Here is a 17,618-nt window from a genome sequence, read left to right on the forward strand (position 1 = left end):
TTTTAAATTTTTAAATAGACCTTAGAGGGGGATTCTAATTGGAATATATTAAGGAGCCAAATCAAATTGAGAAGAGAAGTTTTGAGATCATTACAGAGGAATTAGGCGAAAAAACCTTTCCAGAGAGGGAAGGGAAAATTATCAAAAGGATTATTCATACAACGGCAGATTTTCAATATGCAGATATTACAGAAATTCATCCCAATGCAATTCCTACTGCTTTAGAGACTTTAGGTAAGGGATGCAAAATATATACTGATACTAAGATGGCTTTGTCGGGAATCAATAAAAGAGCATTAGCTAAGCATCAATGTGAGGTATATACATTGGTTGACGACCCTCAAGTGGCTGTGGAGGCTAAGGAGAGAGGCGTAACCCGTTCGATGGTGGCAATGGAGAAGGCAATAGCCGATGAAAAAACAAAAATTTTTGTTATCGGTAATGCCCCCACAGCCCTGTTTATGTTATGTAAGTACTTAGATGAAAAGAAGGCCAATCCTGCCTTAATTATCGGGGCACCAGTGGGTTTTGTGGGGGCGGCAGAATCAAAGGAAGAGTTAATCAAGAGATCAGTCCCCTATATCACCATTAGAGGTAGAAAGGGCGGCAGTACTGTTGCAGCTGCCATTGTAAACGCATTACTGTATATGTTGGAGTAGAGAATAATGTTAGATAAGTATGTACTAAAAAATGGTAAAAAACTTAGATATGGCTATACCACAGGCTCCTGTGCTACTGCAGCTTCAAAGGCAGCAGCATTAATGCTATTAGAAGGTGAAGCTGTTGAAGAAATTCAAATAGATACGCCAAAAGGATGGCAACTTAGGTTGAAGATCAATGACATTCTATGGGAGAAAGAAGGGGTTTGTTGCAGTGTCACAAAAGACGGTGGGGACGACCCCGATGCCACCAATGGGCTAAAGATCCATAGTCGAGTAAAATGGCGGCAAGATAATCAAATTATCATTGATGGAGGCATTGGTGTAGGCAGGGTTACTAAGGGAGGATTACCTATTGAAATAGGTAAGGCAGCCATTAACCCTGTCCCAAGGCAAATGATTGATAGAGCAGTTAGAGGAATCATTGGAGAAGATCGAGGGGTAGATATTGAAATTTTTGTTCCAGAGGGGGCAAGGGTAGGGGCTAGAACCTTTAATCCACGTTTAGGAATTGTTGGGGGAATCTCTATTTTAGGGACCTCAGGAATCGTAGAACCCATGTCGGAGGAAGCCTTTAAGGACTCCTTAGCAATTGAACTATCCATGATGAAGGCAGAAGGGGTAGATAAGCTGGTAATGGTTCCTGGAAACTATGGAAGGGATTTAGCAAGGGATCATTATAATCTTTCACAAAAGTATCTTTTTAAGACCAGTAATTTTATTGGCTTTATGTTGGATGAAGGCTTAAATAAAGGCATCAAGAAGATCCTATTGATAGGTCATGTTGGTAAAATTGTTAAAGTGGCAGGGGGGATCTTCCATACCCATAGTAAAATAGCCGATGGACGCTTAGAAGTTATGACAGCCCATCTTGCCCTCATGGGGGCAACTAAAGACCAATTACAAAGGGTTATGGAGAGTAATACCACAGAAGAAGCTGTTAAATGGATAAAAACCTTTGGTTATGAAGCTGTATTTCATTCTTTAACTGAAAAAATATCTGAAAAGTGCCGACTGCGGACCCATCAAGAAATAGAAATAGGTACGATTATGTTTTCGATGGAGGAAGGTATTTTGGGGGTTTGTGCAACTGCCCAAAGACTTTTGGAGGAGTTTAAAAATGAATAAAATTTACGTGATTGGAATTGGTCCTGGCCATAGGGATTATTTGTTGCCTATTGCTGAAAAACATATTAAAAATAGTGATATTTTAATTGGAGGAGGACGGAATCTCCAAAGCTTTCCCGACTATAAGGGGCTAAAAGTTACAATTACTAAAGAGTTAGCCACAATAGTAGAGTTGATGAAAGGTGAAAGGGTAACAAAAAAAATTGCCTTAATTCTTTCAGGAGATACAGGCTTCTATAGCATGCTAAATTACATGAAGAAACACTTTACCAACGAAGAATTAGAAGTAATTCCCGGTATTAGTTCCTTTCAGTATTTATTTGCAAAGATGAAGGAACCTTGGCAACAAACTACTTTAATGAGTGTTCATGGTAGACAGGATAACTATATTGAAGCCTTGCAAAAACAAGGACAGGTGGCATTATTGACAGATTCAACCTATGGGCCAGAGGCGATTGCTAAAGAACTATTATTAAAAGGTTATGGTGGGGTAGCACTAATTGTGGGGGAAAACCTATCCTACGAGGAAGAACGGATTACCATAGGATCGCCGGAAGAAATTATATTAGCTGCCCCCTATGAAATGTCAGTGGTGGTGATAAAAAATGGATAAAAAAGAAATGGATAAAAAATGGAGCTTCAAAACATCAGGTATCCCCGATGGATATTTTATACGGGGAAAGGTGCCTATGACAAAGGAAGAAATTCGGGCTATTGTCATAAGTAAACTAAGGTTAGAAGAAAATAGTGTTGTCGTGGATGTAGGGGCAGGGACAGGCTCAATATCCATTGAAGCAGCGCTAGTGGCAAATAAGGGAATGGTCTATGCCATAGACCATAAGGAAGAAGCCACTCAGCTTCAAGAGGCCAATAAAAGGGCTTTTCAGGTGGATAACCTTCACATCCTAAGGGGAAGAGGAAGGGAAATCATAAAAACCCTCCAAAATTTCGATCGAGTCATAATAGGTGGTAGTGGTGGAGAAATGGAAGAAATTATTACTGAAGTAGCCTATAGACTACCTACTGATGGAAGATTGGTTATTACCACTGTTACCCTTGAAAGCTTATCAAAGGGACTAGAAGCGTTGAAGAAAAATGAATTATTGAAGGAGATTGAAGTTGTTACTGTAGCTGTTTCAAAGGGAAGAAATGCAGGGAGATATACCTTAATGGAGGCCCAAAACCCCATTAATATTATTTCTGCAACAAAAGGGGGTATGGAAGATGAAGGGTAAACTAATGGGGATAGGAGTAGGTCCCGGAGATCCAGAACTGCTCACCATCAAAGCAATTAAAAAAATTCAAGAGGCTGAAGTTATTATTGCTCCTTGTAGTAGGCTAGGAGAAGAGAGCGTGGCATTAAATATTGTAAAAGACTATATACAAGAAGATACCATCATTAACAAAATGGTTTTTCCAATGGTCCATTGTCAGGAGACCTTAGAAAAAGCTTGGCAAGAGAATGTCAGTGAAATTAGCGGAAGATTAGATCGTGGGCAAGATGTAGTATTTTTAACCATTGGGGACCCCATGCTCTACAGCACTTATATTTATCTATTAAAGGATTTATTAAAGGTGGGATATGAAGTTGAGACTGTACCAGGGATTCCTTCCTTCTGTGCTGTAGCCAGCAGTATGAACTTCCCTTTGGCAGAGGGAGAAGAGGGGTTATCTATTATACCCTTTAGAAAAAATGAAGTTCTGCTGGATAATGCTTTAAAGGCAGGTAATAATGTTGTAGTACTAAAGCCCTCCCATAACCCAAAGGCGCTGGCAGAGGCAATGGAAAGATATCAGTTAGAAGATTCCTTTGTTATGGTTTCTAAATGCGGACAACTAGATGAAGAAGCTACTACAGATATTAATATCTTGAAGGAAGAAAAAATACCCTACTTATCTACTGTAATTATTAAAAATAAAGGGAAAAAAGGAGGGAAATCTGTTGGCTAAAGTATATTTTATTGGGGCGGGGCCAGGTGACCCTAAATTAATCACCATGAAGGGCTATGAAATCATTAAAACAGCTGATGTCATTATTTATGCAGGCTCTTTAGTAAACCCAGAAGTTATTGCCCATAGAAAGGAAGGGGCAGTTGTTCATAATAGTGCCTCTATGACTTTAAAAGAAGTGTTGGAGGTAATTGAAAAGGCTGTGGCAGAGGGCTTAGATGTGGCAAGGGTCCATACGGGAGACCCCAGTATCTATGGGGCCATTAGAGAGCAGATGGATGCTTTAGATGAGGCCTCTATTGAATACGAGGTCATTCCTGGGGTAAGCTCCTTTGTAGCTTCTGCTGCAGCCCTTAAAAAGGAACTAACCCTTCCAGAGGTTTCCCAAACAGTTATTTTAACAAGAATGGAAGGGAGAACCCCTGTACCTAAGGGGGAAGGTATTCGGTCATTAGCCACCCATCAAACCACTATGGCCATCTTTTTGTCGGTTCATATGATTGAAGAGGTTGTTAAAGATCTTTTAACTTCCTATACCAAGGAGACTCCCGTTGCTGTAGTACAAAAAGCCACTTGGGCAGATGAAAAAATTGTGGTGGGGACATTAGAAAATATTGCTGAAAAAGTAAAGGAAGCTAAAATCACCAAAACAGCACAAATTTTAGTGGGAAACTTTTTAGGAGATCAATATGCCTTGTCTAAACTTTATGATGAAGGCTTTAGCCATGAATATCGGGTAGGAAAAAAATGAAAATAACCATAATTACCCTTACTAAAGGAGGTCTAGAACTGGCTCTTAAGGTTAGAAACTTTCTTCCAGAAGCTGAACTTTTTACAATGCCTCATTTTTCTAGTTTTGAAGGGGGGGTAACCTCCATTGATGGTTCATTAAAGGACTTGGTTAAAGATAAATTTAATTTTTATGATATCCTTATTTTTATTATGTCAACGGGAATTGTAGTTAGAACCATTGCTCCCCTCCTACAACATAAGAGCCAAGACCCTGCTGTAATTGTAATGGATGAGGCTGGAAGAAACGTTATTAGTCTTTTATCAGGGCATTTAGGTGGGGCTAATGAATGGACCCTAAAGCTGTCAAGCTTTTTAAAGGCAAACCCTGTTATTACTACTGCTTCAGATGTAAGGGGAATCCTATCGGTGGATCTATTGGCCCAACAAAACAATTGTGTTATTACCGATTGGGAAAAGACAAAAATAATAACTGCCCATTTAGTAAACGGGGGCAATGTAGGGATTTATAGTGAGCTGGCAATTAAAGGTGCTTCGGAGCCTTACCATCGAGTTGGACAGCAAGAAGAGCTAAGGGCATATCCCTATGGAATCATTATAAGTCATTTTCAACAGTTACCTAATAGTAGTATTAATGGGTTAGAGGATTCAAATCTATTACAAATCTATCCGAAAAATTTAGTTTTAGGAATTGGTTGTAGGAAAGATACTCCCTATGAAGTTATTTTAGAGGAAATCTGTTATATTTTTAAAGAATTAAGTTTGTCTACCCATTCTATTGCTAAAATTGCAACTGTAGATATAAAGGCAAAGGAAAAAGGCCTGTTGATGGTGGCTAATCATTTTAAAGTGCCTATAGAAATTATCCCTAGAGAAGCAATCTTAGAGGTAGAAAAAGCATTTGAATCCTCTGAATTTGTAAGGAAAACTATAGGGGTGGGGGCTGTTAGTGGGCCCTGTAGCTTCTTGGCCAGTGGCAGAGGAAAACTAATATTAGAGAAACATAGGAACAAAGGCATTACTATTTCCATAGCTGAAATGGTGGAAGTATGAAGTATAAAGCAAAATAGAAGATGATGAAGATAAAGAAAAAGAAAAATAGAAATATGATGAAGATAAGAAGAAGAGAAGAAAAGATGAAGACAAGATGATGAAGACAAGATGATGAAGACAAGAAAGACAAGCAGAAAGAATTATCAAAAGGAGTAAGGGAGAATTGAATACTGAGAATTAAGAAAAAGAGAACTAAGAAAGAGCGAAAAGAGCGTAGCTAGAATTTTAAGCGGGGTGAAGTAATGGAAAATGTTATTGGAAAAGTAACTGTAGTTGGATTAGGACCTGGAGATTTGTCCTATATGACTCCTATCGTGAAGGAGGCCATAGTAGAGGCGGATGTTGTTGTGGGCTATAAAACCTATATTGATTTAATTGCAGATCTTTTAGAGGGTAAGACCGTTATTAATAATGGAATGAGAAGAGAAGTAGAGAGATGTAAACGGGCCGTTGAAATTGCAGAAGAAGGAAAAAAAGTAGTCTTAGTCAGTAGTGGAGATCCAGGAATTTATGGCATGGCAGGTATCTTGTTAGAGATAAAGGAAGAGACTAATAGTGCTATTGATGTAGATATATTACCTGGTATTACTGCTGTAAGTGCTGCGGCTGCCGCCTTAGGGGCTCCACTGATGCATGACTTTGTTGTCATTAGTTTAAGCGATCTATTAACCGACTGGGAGGTCATTAAAAGAAGGCTCCACTGTGGTGGAGAAGGAGATTTTATTGTAGGTCTGTATAACCCTAAGAGTAACACTAGAACCACTCAAATTGAAGAAGCTAGAGAAATCCTCTTAAAGTATAGAAAAGAAGATACGCCAGTGGGGATTGTCCGAAATGCAAAACGAGGTAATGAAGAGGTGGTTATTACCAACTTAGGGGATATGCTTCAGCATACCATCCATATGACTACTGTTGTAATAATTGGGAATTCTAATACCTACATTAAAAATGGGAAGATGATTACCCCAAGGGGCTATAAAATATGATATTAGCCCTATGTGGAACCAGTGAAGGGCGACAATTGCTAGCGGGGCTTTCAAATAAGCTAATTCCAGTTGTGGCTACAGTTACCACTCCTTATGGGGTGAAATGCCTCGAAGGGATTACCAATATAGAAGTACTAGAAACAAAATTGGATGAAGGGGCCCTACATGAACTGATAGACACTAAAAAGATCAAATACATCCTTGATGTAAGCCATCCCTATGCGGAAAATATTTCTAAATTAGCAATGAAGGTAAGTGAAGAAAAAGGTATTCAATACCTACGCTATGAACGTCAAAATACGGAGATACCCCAAGGTGATCATGTTATCATTGCTGAGGACTATCATCATGCGGCTCAACTGGCAAAAAATTATCCCAATAAAGTATTCTTAACAACTGGTAGTAATCACATTCCTTTATTTGTTAAGGAGATTGGGGCAGAAAGGTTAATTGCAAGGGTGTTACCTACATCATCTGTTATAAAAAGATGTGAAGATTATGGATTAACTCCCCATAATCTTATTGGAATGAAGGGTCCCTTCACTGGGGAAATGAATCAGGTTATGTTCGGGATAGAGGATGTTTCTGTCATCATAACAAAAGACAGTGGAGAAGCAGGCGGAACCGAAGAAAAAATAAGCGCAGCCCAGATTGTAGGAAAGCCCATCATTATCATTAAAAGACCCCAAATAACCTATGGGAATGTTTATCATGATTTAAATTTTTTAATTTCTGATTTGGTGAAGGAATGACATAACATCCATTCTATAATAACATCATTCTATAACGAGGACTTTATATACCTTTTATATAAAAATAAATCTAAGTTAGATAATGTATTTTCCATAATTAATAAAAATTTTACCTCAATTTGGTTATAAAACCCCTCATAAGCGTACAAACTATCTTAGGAGGTGGTAAAGATGAATCAAGAGGTAGTGAAGGACTTAGGAAGTATGAATTATGCTGATTTAAGCAAAGAACAACTGACACAATTAATGAAGATAGAGGACGAAATCAATGCCAATAGAGAAAAGAAGGTTTATTTAATGGCATTGGTGAAGTAAAAGTAGATCCTATAGTAAAGGGACCTTTGTTCGAGTCAGAGGTCTTTTTGCTTTAAATATAGTCTTTTTTCCCTATTTTTTTCAGCAGGATTTTACAATATAATGTAGAATAAGTAATAAGTATGTATAATTAATGGGAAAATTGTAAGGTCTGCACTTAAGGACTGCAAAGTAGATGGTTTCTAACTAGAGGAGGGGATTTTTAAGTGTTTCATTTTACTATCGGTTTTTCATTTTTATTTATTTTATTAATCCCTATTGGTTTTTTTATGGTTAGTTTAGTTTATTTAACAGGAGAAGAATTAAGAAAAAACCATTATCATAAGCAACATATGAAAAGTAAAAAAGCTACTAAAGTTGAAGATATACCAAGGCCAGAAAGAATAAGAGTTGTTAAATAGCCCTTTCCTATAAAGTGGAAGGGGCTATTTTTATTTTATTCTTGAAGAATCGGCCATAAGGTGATAAGATAGTAAAGAATTTATTAAGGGAGTGGATTTTATATGGCGTCTTTAATTCGGCAGACTGTTAGTGAACCGAAGAAACCATTTTGGCAAAATATGATGTATATCTTAGCAATCGTCTTAATAATTAATGTTTTAGTTGAACTAACAAACTTTTTGCCCCGAGGGATGGCTGGTATAGTTAGCATTCTTATACTTGTTTTAGCAGGTATTTTTTGTTCGTATTTAATCAATAGAAAATTAGCTCAATATACCTATGTATTGATAGATGATGAACTAATTTTTCATAAGCAATTGGGGAAAAGAGAACATAAAGTTTTAAACGTTAAGGTTTATGATTTAGATTGGGTTAGACCAATTGATGAAGTAACAGATAAAGGAGAAGCTAAGAAAATATATTCTTTATCTTGTAAGCTTAAAGGAGAAGAGATTTATGTTGGTCAATTTGAAAGGGAGAATAAGATTTATCGTTTTATCTTTCAACCTAATGAAACCCTATATAAAGCTATAGATAAACAATTAAAAGTGAAAAGCTAATAATATATAGTAATATATTAAAAAATCCAACCAGGTTAATCTGGTTGGATTTTTTAATAACTAGATCGTAAAAAAATGAGTTTTGTTAAAATTAATAATAACAATGTACGAGAATAGCGAATAAAATATTAGTAATAGGTTAAACTAATAGGTAAAAATAAAAAAGGTTGGTGATCGTATGATCAATGAATTAAGTTGTTATATTTGTAATAAACAAGATCAAGAAGGAATTATAATAAAAGAACAGTACATATGTAGAGAATGCGAAAAAGAAATTGTGAGTACGCAACCCGGTGAAGAAAAGTACGAAGAATATAAGGAAAAAATAAAAGAGATTTTATTTGAGTAGTCAAACAAATAAAGGAGGAAATTGTATAAATCATGCATAAATTCATTGGTAAGTTTTTAGAAATTTCCTCAAAGAATAAGGCTGGCTTTAAGAAACAACTTACTAAAGTGGTAGGTTGTTTTTTTCTGGTGTTTAGATTTATATATCAAGACTTAAAGATGTGGATAGTTTATTAGACAAATATACTAATTAAAATAAAGAAAGTGTCTTAAAATAGGAATCTAAAATAAGACACTCTCTCTAGATTAAAAAATAATTGTGCTAAAACTTAGATGATGGTGATTTTTTATTTTACCGTTTGAAAGGTAACTTTCTCTCTTTCGTCTTTTACTTTATCCAATGGAATATCCAATAACTGTGAGATTTCTTGATCAGTTTTTTGGTTACCATAGGCAATTATAAGATCCTTTAAACTGTTGATCTTATCATTATTCATAAAAAACACCATCCTTTATTTTGAGTTTTTGCCCATAATTTAAGACAGACTAAAACTATAAATAGTATTGCACTTTCATAAAAAAAATATACATTTATTTTGGATAAAAGGAAATGTTACAGCTTTATCGAATATTGAATAAAAGAACATTTAATTGAAGAAATTGCATAAATCGAATATAAATTTAGATTTATGGTATTATGCAATTTTCTCAATTACATAGAGCCTACAGTGTTATTTTTATGTTATTAGACGAGACTTTTAAAAGAAAGGATGGAATAAATGGAGGAAAAACTCCTTATTGATCAACTTATATCCATACAAAAACAACAATTAGTATCTTTTCATGTTCCTGGCCATAAAAACGGAAATATATTCAAAAAAGTTCCCTATAAAAATTTTAACGAAGTGCTAATTAATCTTGATACGACTGAAATTCCAGGAACAGATAACTTACATAATGCTAAAGGAGTTATTAATGAAGCACAGGAAAGGGCAAGTCATCTGCTAGGAAGTAAAAAAACCTTTTTCTTGGTGAACGGAAGTACCTCAGGGATATATAGCATGATCATGGCTACAACTAAGCCTGGAGATAAGATTGTAATTGGTAGAAATTGTCATAACTCTGTCATAAATGCTTTAATGCTAGCTGATTGTGTACCTGTATATTTATTTCCAGAAATAGATCATGAAAATGGACTTGCATTAGAAATCTCAGCAGAACATGTAGAAGATGTTATCATTAGACATCCCGATGTAAAAGCTGTTGTCCTGACATATCCAACTTATCACGGGATTGCTTGTAACTTAAAAAAAATCGCCGAGGTTGTCCATAAATATGATAAAATACTATTAATAGACGAAGCCCATGGAGCTCATTTAGGTTTAAGCAACCAACTGCCATTACCAGCACTACAATGCGGGGCCGATGTTGTAGTCCAAAGTACCCATAAAACATTGCCTGCTTTTACCCAAAGTTCTATGCTGCATGTACAAGGTAATCGTATTGATTTAGATAAACTTAAATTTATGTTAAGGCTTAATCAAAGTAGTAGTCCATCTTATCTATTATTGGCTTCCTTAGATTATGCCATGTTCGTTTATCAGTATTATGGAAAACAGTTAATGGGAGAACTACTCGAAAACATCAAATACTTTAAAAAGCGAATGAGCCAATTTGAAGGTGTTAGCTTTTTAAGAGCAGATCCTTATAAAAAAGATCTCTATACTGTAGATCCAACAAAGCTCTGGATAAATCTCCATAGATTAGGAGTTAGTGGAGTTGAATTAGAAGCAGAACTAAGAAATAATTATGCTATTCAAATGGAGCTTTCTAACCTTTATGGGGCTTTAGCCATAGGTACAATTGGCAATGAAAAAAAGGATTTTCAGCGATTGGCAGATGCCCTAGAGGAAATTGTTGATAAGAAAAGATGGACTAGCAATCATATTCAGTATCCCACTTATAAGATGGCGATTCCTAAAGGGTTCCTTACACCTAGAGAAGCCCTATATAAAGAAAAACAAATTATGCATTTAGATGATGCAGAAGGTAGGATCAGTGGAACTTCAATTATTCCATATCCTCCTGGGATACCAATATTAATGCCAGGAGAAATAATCAATAAAGAGATCATTGATTATATCAAAATAATAAATAAGGCAGGAACGGAAGTCGTAGGGCTACAGGGTGAAACTAATCTACGAATAGAAGTTATTAAATAGACAGGAATGAATTATGAGGTGAGATAATGAAAGGATTTTTAATTACAATTGAAGGAATGGACGGAGCCGGAAAAACTACCCAAATACGTTTCATAAAGGAATTTTTTGAAAAGCTAAATCATAAAGTCCTAATAACAAGAGAACCGGGTGGAACCATAATTGGAGAGAAAATAAGAGAAGTCGTTTTAGATAAAGAACATCAAGAAATGGCCTTTACAACAGAAGCACTATTGTATGCAGCTTCTAGAGCTCAATTAGTAAATCAAGTGATATTACCAGCCCTAGAAAGAGGAGAGATTGTAATCTGTGATCGCTTTATTGATTCTAGCTTAGTATATCAAGGAAAGGGTCGAGGCTTAGGCTATGATAAGATTAAGGAGATAAATGATTTTGCTACTCAAGGACTCTCACCACATCTTACAATTTTACTAAACATTGATCCTCAAGAAGGATTAAAACGGATCGTGTCTAGGGGTAAGGAAGATCGGTTAGAGTTAGAAAAAATTCATTTTCATAAACAAGTACATGCTGCATATATGGACTTGGCGGGGATGTACCCTGAAAGAATTCATGTAATAGATGCATGTAAAAGTATAGAACTAATACAAAGTGAAATCCAATATTTATTAGAAAACTTATTAAAAAAGGGGGATTACTATGAAATTGGTAATTGCAATTGTTAATGATGAAGATGTACATTCTTTATTAGATGAATTAACCACCCATAAGTTTCGAGTAACAAAGCTAGCCACAACAGGAGGATTTTTAAAGTCAGGAAATACGACTTTGTTGGTAGGGGTAGAAGATGAAGAGGTGGATAAGGTAATTGAAATTATTAAGGATAATTGTGAATCAAGGGAGCAAATTACAACTTCACCAACTCCAGTATCTGGTGCTACAGGTGTATTCATTCCGTTTCCTATTGAAGTAAAGGTTGGAGGGGCAACGGTTTTTGTGGTGGATGTAGAAAAATACGTAAAGCTGTAGGAAAGTGAGGTCCATATCAATGGCCTTTGAAGAAATAATTGGACAGGAACGAATAAAAGATCTATTAAAAAATAGTTTATTAAAAGAAAATTTTTCCCATGCATATTTATTTGAAGGTATATCTGGATTAGGTAAAAAAAAGTTAGCATTAGAGGTGGCTAAGGGAATAATTTGCACATCTGAAGGAATAAAACCATGTAATCATTGTCAATGCTGTAGAAGAATAGATCAAGGGAATCATTCAGAAGTGTTCCTAATCGAAGAGGAAGGGACAATTAAGATTGAAAAGGTCAGAGAGCTACAGAAGGAAATTCAGATGAAACCTTATGAAGGAAAAAAGAAGGTCTTTATTATTAATCACTCTGAAAATATGACGATACAAGCACAAAATGCCCTTCTAAAAACATTGGAGGAACCGCCTCCCTATGCTACTTTAATTCTTTTGACCCACAACTCTAATAGTTTGCTACCAACTATTATTTCAAGGTGCCAAATATTTAAGCTACGGCCCGTTGAAACAATAAAAATTCAGGAAGCTTTAGTTAAACAAAAAGGGATATCTCTTGAAGAAAGTAAGGTGATAGCCTCTTTTGCTAATGGAGTTTTTGGAAAAGCAGTTAGAATGTTGGAGGATGAAGATTTTCGCAGAAGAAGAGAAGGAATACTTCAATTGACAGAAGAACTTCTTCAAAGCAAATCAATTAGTCTATTAGAAAAAGTGGACTTCTTTGTAGAGGAGAAGAATTATATAGATGAGATTTTAGATATTTTGACAAGTTGGTATCGAGACCTAATCATCTTTAAAGAAACCCAAGAATTACATTTCGTTATGAATTATGATAAAATAGAAATCATTAAAGAACAATCAAATCGAATAGGTTTAAAGAAATTAACAAATATTATTTCTATAATAGATAAGGCCAAAGGCAACATTAGAAGTAATGTTAATTATCAACTTAACATAGAGATGATGCTTTTGAACATTCAGGAGGTATTATTATGGTAACAGTAGTAGGGGTACGCTTTAAAAAGGCTGGAAAAATTTATTATTTTGACCCAGATAATATAGAAATAACTAAAAATCAAAATGTTATAGTGGAAACAGCAAGGGGCATAGAATTTGGAGAAGTAGTGGTGGGTCCAAAGGAAGTGCCAGAAGATGATATTATTGCGCCCCTAAAAAAAGTTATTCGTATTGTAACGGAAGAAGATGAAATTAAACATAAGGAAAATAAAGAAAAGGAAAAAGAAGCTTTTGAAGCATGTCTTACTAAAATAAAGGATCATGAACTAGAAATGAAATTAATTGATGTAGAATATACCTTTGATAATAATAAGGTAATCTTCTACTTTACTGCCGATGGCAGAGTTGATTTTAGAGAACTAGTAAAGGATTTAGCGGCGATATTTAAAACTCGAATTGAATTAAGGCAGATTGGAGTTAGGGACGAAGCTAAGATGATTGGTGGTATCGGTCCTTGTGGTAAGTCCTTATGTTGTTCATCATGGTTAGGCGACTTTGAACCTGTTTCAATTAAGATGGCAAAGGATCAGAGTTTGTCTTTGAACCCTGCTAAAATTTCTGGGATCTGTGGAAGATTGTTTTGTTGCCTAAAGTATGAACATAATTTATATCAGCAGATCATAGATAAAATGCCTGGGATAGGGGCTATTGTTAAAACTATTGATGGAGAAGGAACTGTCATAGACACTAATGTTTTATTAGAACAAGTAAAAGTTAAAATTAAGAATCAAGCTGATAATTCGGAAGACCTGAAGGTTTATTTTATAGATGATGTCACCAAAATTAGAGATGAAAGAAAGCCAAGTACAGAAGAAGAAATACCAAAGGACCTAGAAAGAGAATTAAGGGCTTTAGAATCCGATAAATAGTAGTTTTCATTAATTTTGAATTGGTAGCTCAGTTGTTCACCTTGTTTGTGTGTTCAACTGGGCTTTTTTATAATGAATAGGAAAGTTCGACTTTAATTATTATTAAAATAAGAGAACTCTACGTAATGAGTTTCAAGATAAGCAGATAACCAATTTAATGGATTAAATTGTGTAAGTCGCTTAGTTTTTTCACCTAAAGTCATCCATAAATCTTCCGAAGGAAGACTTTGTTCATGAAAATAAAAAAATGGTAAAATATAGAAAGTATAAGCAGATTGTTATAATAGCTTAAGGGGTATAAATTTGATATAATAGAATAGCATAGTAAACACGAGATAGTAATTATAATTTATACATAAAAACAAATGAGGTGGTTTTATGAAAATAAGCGGAAAATACATTATTTTATTACTAGTTCTTAGTCTAGTTATAGGGGTTGCTGGGTGTAGAAATAAAGATCAAGAAGTTGGAGAGCAACCGCCCAAAATAGATGAAAATTTAGGTGAAGAAAATCCAATAAATAATGAAGATGAAAAAGATGATGAAGATCACAATGAAAGCGATAATGAAAATAGAAAGCCAGATAGGAAAAAGGAAAACATTGTTTTAGAAGATGAACAAGGAACAGAAGTATCAATATACGATGGGGACAATAGGCTTACAATATTGACTTTTTGGACTGAATGGAGCCAGGAGGCTAAAGAGCAATTAATGATATTAGAAAATTTACATCCATTACTTCAGGATGAGGTGCATCTTCTTGGGATCCACGCAACAGGCTTTGATACATTAACAAAGGATGAAGTAATAGATCGTATCAAATCAATGGAGCTTTCCTACACCTTATTGATTGATGAAGAGTCGGAAGCTCAACAAACTTTTTTTGTGGGTACCTTTCCTACCACAGTCATAGTAGACTCAGGAGGAAATGTTCTTTTGTCACTAACATCATTGGTTAAAGAAGATCAACTATTAGATGAAATAGAAATGATATTAGAAGAATTCTTACCCTAGGTAAGAATTTTTCTAATAATATAGGGTAAATTGTAGGCATAGTAATTGCATAATAACATCACTATGAATTTATATTTAAGTTATAGAAATATGAGCATTATACAACTCAGCAAACTACTATAGATTATTAGTTTCAGGGAAGAATATGATTGTTTCGACACCTAAAAACAAAATGCAGAACGTAATTTATAACAGGAGGTGTAGCAGTGAGAAATATCCTAAAGCTCCTCAAGGGTAAACAATCCTTAGAAGATCGGGTTTCAATGATTCAACAGGGTAACGAAATCGAAAAAAATCGTCTTATAGAGGAATATATCCCATTTATTCAAAAAAATATTAGTCAACAAGTTGGAAAATATGTAGATATAAAAAATGATGATATTTATAGTGTTGGGTTAATGGCTTTCAATGAAGCTATTGATAAATACAATAAAGAGAAAGGGAGCTTTTTAAGCTTTGCCGCCATCGTAATTAGAAGTAGAATAATTGATCAATTGAGAAAAGAATCTAAAGGGCTAAAGGAAGTTTACATAAGTCAATTTTCTTTTGAGGAAGATGAATCAAGCCTAGATCAGTTTACCGCTGTGGAAAGTTTCGAAAACCAATTAGAAATTAAGATGGATATGGCAACTTTAATAAAGCAAATGGAGGCTTTTGGTGTGACATTAGATGATTTATTGAGGGAGGCTCCTAAACACTTAGATACTAGAATAAAGGCTGTAGAAATAGGGAGATATGTATATGGGCAAAAGGATCTTAAGGCAAAACTTATGAAAACCCATAATTTACCCGTTACAGATCTTATTAGAGATTTACAGGTTTCAAAAAAGATACTGCAGAGAAGTCGGAAATTTATCATTGCAGTGATCCTAATTTTAGATAGTAACCTAGATACACTGAAAGGTTATATTTCACAGGTAGAAGGGAGGCAAGACTGTGAAGTTTAAAGGAGTGATTATGGAAATAAGGTCAAATTCTATGGTGGTGATGACAAGTCAGTGTGGTTTTGAAGAAATAAAAAAGCGCAATGATAGTGTTGTAGGAATGGAAATAGAATTTATGGCTGAGGAACTATTAAAAAGAAAAAAATCATTTATTAAGCCAATAGCTGCTATTGCAGCTGCCATTATTCTTTTAGTAATGAGTAGTGTATATTTTTTAGGAGGGCTTGAAACAGAGGCAATCCCAATAGCTCTATTAACGATAGATATTAATCCAAGTATAGTGCTAGAGGTAAATAGCAAACAAGAGGTTATTAATATTGTCCCTCTTAATAAAGAAGCTGAAATTTTCTCAGATAAATCTTTGAAAAATAAAGATGTAAAGGTAGTTTTTCAAGAAATTATAGGAATGGCGGATGAACTGGGGTATCTAGCAGACCTAGAAGAAAATTTTATTCTGCTGACAACTATATTTTTAGAGGAAGTAGACAATGATTTTAAAAATATCCCAGATAATCTAAAAAAATTAACAGAAGAGATGTCAATTAAAAGCATGGGAAGCTCAGTAATCATGGTTACTCTAGAGTCAGACTATGAAACATACTTAAGGGCACAGAAGGAAGAAACATCCGTTGGGAAGATGGAAATCTTTCAGCGATTAGAATCAGGCGAAGATGGAATTATTCTAGAGGAATTGAAAGAGAAGAAAGTAAAAGAATTACTAAAAGAAGCTAGTAAGAAAGATCATCCTGTATTTGATGTCCACCCGGGTAATAAAGGCGAAAAGGAACATCCGGTATTTGATACTCACCCAGGTAACAAAGATGAAAAAAACAAAGAAGATAAGAGTCATCCAGTATTCGATACCCATCCAGGTAATAAGGAAAACAAGCAGCATCCAGTGTTTGATCAAATACCTAAGATTGATATTCAGCAAAGAATTAATCCTAGTAATAAGAATCAAATAAATAAGGAAGAAGATAAAAATATTAAAAATAATACTAAGACAAACACTAAATCAAACACTAAAGATAATAATAAAAAGAATAATTAATAGAGATAAGTCTATAATCAAGTCTTCCTTCGAAAGATTTAGAGGATAATTTCGTTGAAATCATTCCCAAAGTACTTTCATATTAAAATAAAATAATTAAGAAGAACTCCTATCCCTATAAAAAAAGAGCTCCTGATGTTTTATATCAGGAGTTAATTTTTTATTATTTTTGTTAAATTTCCAGAGAATTTATGGCTACATTATATTGATTTAGGGCATCATCTAACATTTGACTAATATTAACTACCTCTGGATTTATTAGACTTTCTTTTTGATCAATAACTTGATGCATTTCTTGTCTCAAATCTTGAATTTTCATTCGTATTTCCTTTAATTCAGCCATTATTCTTCCGTTCCTTTTTGATTATTATTTTCTATTCCCTAAATATTTTACTATTAACTTAAGAAGTTTTCAACCATATTTTTGAAATTTTTGGTTATTTTTTTCTATTGTTTTAATAAAATTTTTAAGAATTAAATTGTTAACTATTTAAAAAACATAAAACTTATTAACTCTTAAAAATAATAATTAAATTAAGATAATAATGAGTTAAAAAGATATAAATAACTTAAATGTAATTTATTGAAAAAAATTCAAAATATATCCCCAGAAATATTCTGCTAC

Annotated in this window: 23 protein-coding genes; 21 read left to right on the forward strand and 2 right to left on the reverse strand. The window is 34.4% G+C overall.

Annotated elements, in window-relative coordinates:
• Positions 1-38 precede the first annotated feature (38 nt).
• The 13 genes from T335_RS0108905 to T335_RS21955 all read left to right on the forward strand — a co-directional run bounded on the left by T335_RS0108905 (position 39) and on the right by T335_RS21955 (position 8,943).
• On the forward strand, positions 39-659 hold the full coding sequence (locus tag T335_RS0108905) for a precorrin-8X methylmutase (protein ID WP_026477236.1): 621 nt from the start codon (positions 39-41) through the stop codon (positions 657-659).
• A gap of 6 nt (positions 660-665) precedes the next feature.
• On the forward strand, positions 666-1,787 hold the full coding sequence (cbiD, locus tag T335_RS0108910; protein WP_026477237.1) for a cobalt-precorrin-5B (C(1))-methyltransferase CbiD: 1,122 nt from the start codon (positions 666-668) through the stop codon (positions 1,785-1,787).
• On the forward strand, positions 1,780-2,400 hold the full coding sequence (gene cbiE, locus T335_RS0108915; protein WP_026477238.1) for a precorrin-6y C5,15-methyltransferase (decarboxylating) subunit CbiE: 621 nt from the start codon (positions 1,780-1,782) through the stop codon (positions 2,398-2,400). The genes cbiD and cbiE overlap by 8 nt, the downstream gene beginning before the upstream one ends.
• Positions 2,393-3,022 carry a precorrin-6Y C5,15-methyltransferase (decarboxylating) subunit CbiT gene (cbiT, locus tag T335_RS0108920; RefSeq protein WP_051569224.1) on the forward strand — a complete coding sequence of 210 codons (630 nt, stop codon included), beginning with the start codon at positions 2,393-2,395 and terminating at the stop codon, positions 3,020-3,022. The genes cbiE and cbiT overlap by 8 nt, the downstream gene beginning before the upstream one ends.
• Positions 3,012-3,737, forward strand: a complete 726-nt coding sequence (gene cobI / locus T335_RS0108925; protein WP_026477240.1) for a precorrin-2 C(20)-methyltransferase — start codon at positions 3,012-3,014, stop codon at positions 3,735-3,737. Before cbiT ends, cobI begins: the two co-directional genes overlap by 11 nt.
• Positions 3,730-4,488 carry a precorrin-4 C(11)-methyltransferase gene (cobM, locus tag T335_RS0108930; protein ID WP_026477241.1) on the forward strand — a complete coding sequence of 253 codons (759 nt, stop codon included), beginning with the start codon at positions 3,730-3,732 and terminating at the stop codon, positions 4,486-4,488. The genes cobI and cobM overlap by 8 nt, the downstream gene beginning before the upstream one ends.
• On the forward strand, positions 4,485-5,540 hold the full coding sequence (cbiG, locus tag T335_RS0108935; protein WP_026477242.1) for a cobalt-precorrin 5A hydrolase: 1,056 nt from the start codon (positions 4,485-4,487) through the stop codon (positions 5,538-5,540). Before cobM ends, cbiG begins: the two co-directional genes overlap by 4 nt.
• Before the next feature lie 242 nt (positions 5,541-5,782).
• The gene (gene cobJ / locus T335_RS0108940; protein ID WP_034328116.1) at positions 5,783-6,526 is read left to right on the forward strand and encodes a precorrin-3B C(17)-methyltransferase; all 744 of its coding nucleotides are present in this window, start codon (positions 5,783-5,785) and stop codon (positions 6,524-6,526) included.
• On the forward strand, positions 6,523-7,278 hold the full coding sequence (gene cobK / locus T335_RS0108945) for a precorrin-6A reductase (RefSeq protein WP_026477244.1): 756 nt from the start codon (positions 6,523-6,525) through the stop codon (positions 7,276-7,278). The genes cobJ and cobK overlap by 4 nt, the downstream gene beginning before the upstream one ends.
• 171 nt (positions 7,279-7,449) lie before the next feature.
• Positions 7,450-7,593 (forward strand): hypothetical protein, encoded by a 144-nt coding sequence (locus T335_RS22250; protein WP_156943661.1) that lies wholly within the window; start codon positions 7,450-7,452, stop codon positions 7,591-7,593.
• A 206-nt stretch (positions 7,594-7,799) separates the two neighbouring features.
• The gene (locus T335_RS0108955) at positions 7,800-7,994 is read left to right on the forward strand and encodes a hypothetical protein (protein ID WP_026477245.1); all 195 of its coding nucleotides are present in this window, start codon (positions 7,800-7,802) and stop codon (positions 7,992-7,994) included.
• A 102-nt stretch (positions 7,995-8,096) separates the two neighbouring features.
• The gene (locus T335_RS0108960) at positions 8,097-8,594 is read left to right on the forward strand and encodes a hypothetical protein (RefSeq protein ID WP_026477246.1); all 498 of its coding nucleotides are present in this window, start codon (positions 8,097-8,099) and stop codon (positions 8,592-8,594) included.
• 178 nt (positions 8,595-8,772) lie between these two features.
• The gene (locus tag T335_RS21955) at positions 8,773-8,943 is read left to right on the forward strand and encodes a sigma factor G inhibitor Gin (protein WP_084281129.1); all 171 of its coding nucleotides are present in this window, start codon (positions 8,773-8,775) and stop codon (positions 8,941-8,943) included.
• Positions 8,944-9,229: 286 nt separating this feature from the next.
• Here the strand turns inward: T335_RS21955 and T335_RS22255 are convergent, their stop codons facing one another.
• A complete protein-coding gene (locus T335_RS22255) occupies positions 9,230-9,379 on the reverse strand; it encodes a hypothetical protein (protein ID WP_156943662.1) in 150 nt (49 codons plus the stop codon).
• A 282-nt stretch (positions 9,380-9,661) separates the two neighbouring features.
• On the opposite strand from T335_RS22255, the gene T335_RS0108980 reads away from it, so the two are divergent.
• From T335_RS0108980 to T335_RS0109015, 8 genes are all read left to right on the forward strand, one after another.
• Entirely contained in the window at positions 9,662-11,104 is a 1,443-nt protein-coding gene (locus T335_RS0108980; RefSeq protein WP_051569225.1) for an aminotransferase class I/II-fold pyridoxal phosphate-dependent enzyme, read from the forward strand.
• A gap of 26 nt (positions 11,105-11,130) precedes the next feature.
• Entirely contained in the window at positions 11,131-11,787 is a 657-nt protein-coding gene (gene tmk, locus T335_RS0108985) for a dTMP kinase (RefSeq protein WP_026477248.1), read from the forward strand.
• Entirely contained in the window at positions 11,762-12,091 is a 330-nt protein-coding gene (locus tag T335_RS0108990) for a cyclic-di-AMP receptor (RefSeq protein ID WP_026477249.1), read from the forward strand. The genes tmk and T335_RS0108990 overlap by 26 nt, the downstream gene beginning before the upstream one ends.
• A 19-nt stretch (positions 12,092-12,110) precedes the next feature.
• Positions 12,111-13,097, forward strand: coding sequence for a DNA polymerase III subunit delta' (holB, locus tag T335_RS0108995; protein WP_026477250.1), 987 nt, complete (start codon positions 12,111-12,113; stop codon positions 13,095-13,097).
• Positions 13,091-13,984, forward strand: a complete 894-nt coding sequence (locus T335_RS0109000; RefSeq protein ID WP_026477251.1) for a PSP1 domain-containing protein — start codon at positions 13,091-13,093, stop codon at positions 13,982-13,984. The genes holB and T335_RS0109000 overlap by 7 nt, the downstream gene beginning before the upstream one ends.
• 378 nt (positions 13,985-14,362) lie before the next feature.
• Positions 14,363-14,998: a TlpA family protein disulfide reductase gene (locus T335_RS0109005; RefSeq protein ID WP_026477252.1), complete on the forward strand. Its 636-nt coding sequence runs from the start codon at positions 14,363-14,365 to the stop codon at positions 14,996-14,998.
• A 206-nt stretch (positions 14,999-15,204) separates the two neighbouring features.
• The gene (gene sigI, locus T335_RS0109010; protein WP_034328119.1) at positions 15,205-15,945 is read left to right on the forward strand and encodes an RNA polymerase sigma-I factor; all 741 of its coding nucleotides are present in this window, start codon (positions 15,205-15,207) and stop codon (positions 15,943-15,945) included.
• Positions 15,935-16,993, forward strand: coding sequence for an anti-sigma factor domain-containing protein (locus T335_RS0109015; RefSeq protein WP_026477254.1), 1,059 nt, complete (start codon positions 15,935-15,937; stop codon positions 16,991-16,993). Before sigI ends, T335_RS0109015 begins: the two co-directional genes overlap by 11 nt.
• Before the next feature lie 172 nt (positions 16,994-17,165).
• Here the strand turns inward: T335_RS0109015 and T335_RS21960 are convergent, their stop codons facing one another.
• Complete coding sequence (locus tag T335_RS21960; RefSeq protein WP_084281132.1) at positions 17,166-17,336, reverse strand: aspartyl-phosphate phosphatase Spo0E family protein; 171 nt, start codon at positions 17,334-17,336, stop codon at positions 17,166-17,168.
• Between the last annotated feature and the right edge of the window lie 282 nt (positions 17,337-17,618).

Source organism: Alkaliphilus transvaalensis ATCC 700919 (assembly GCF_000621485.1).
Lineage (GTDB): Bacteria > Bacillota > Clostridia > Peptostreptococcales > Natronincolaceae > Alkaliphilus > Alkaliphilus transvaalensis.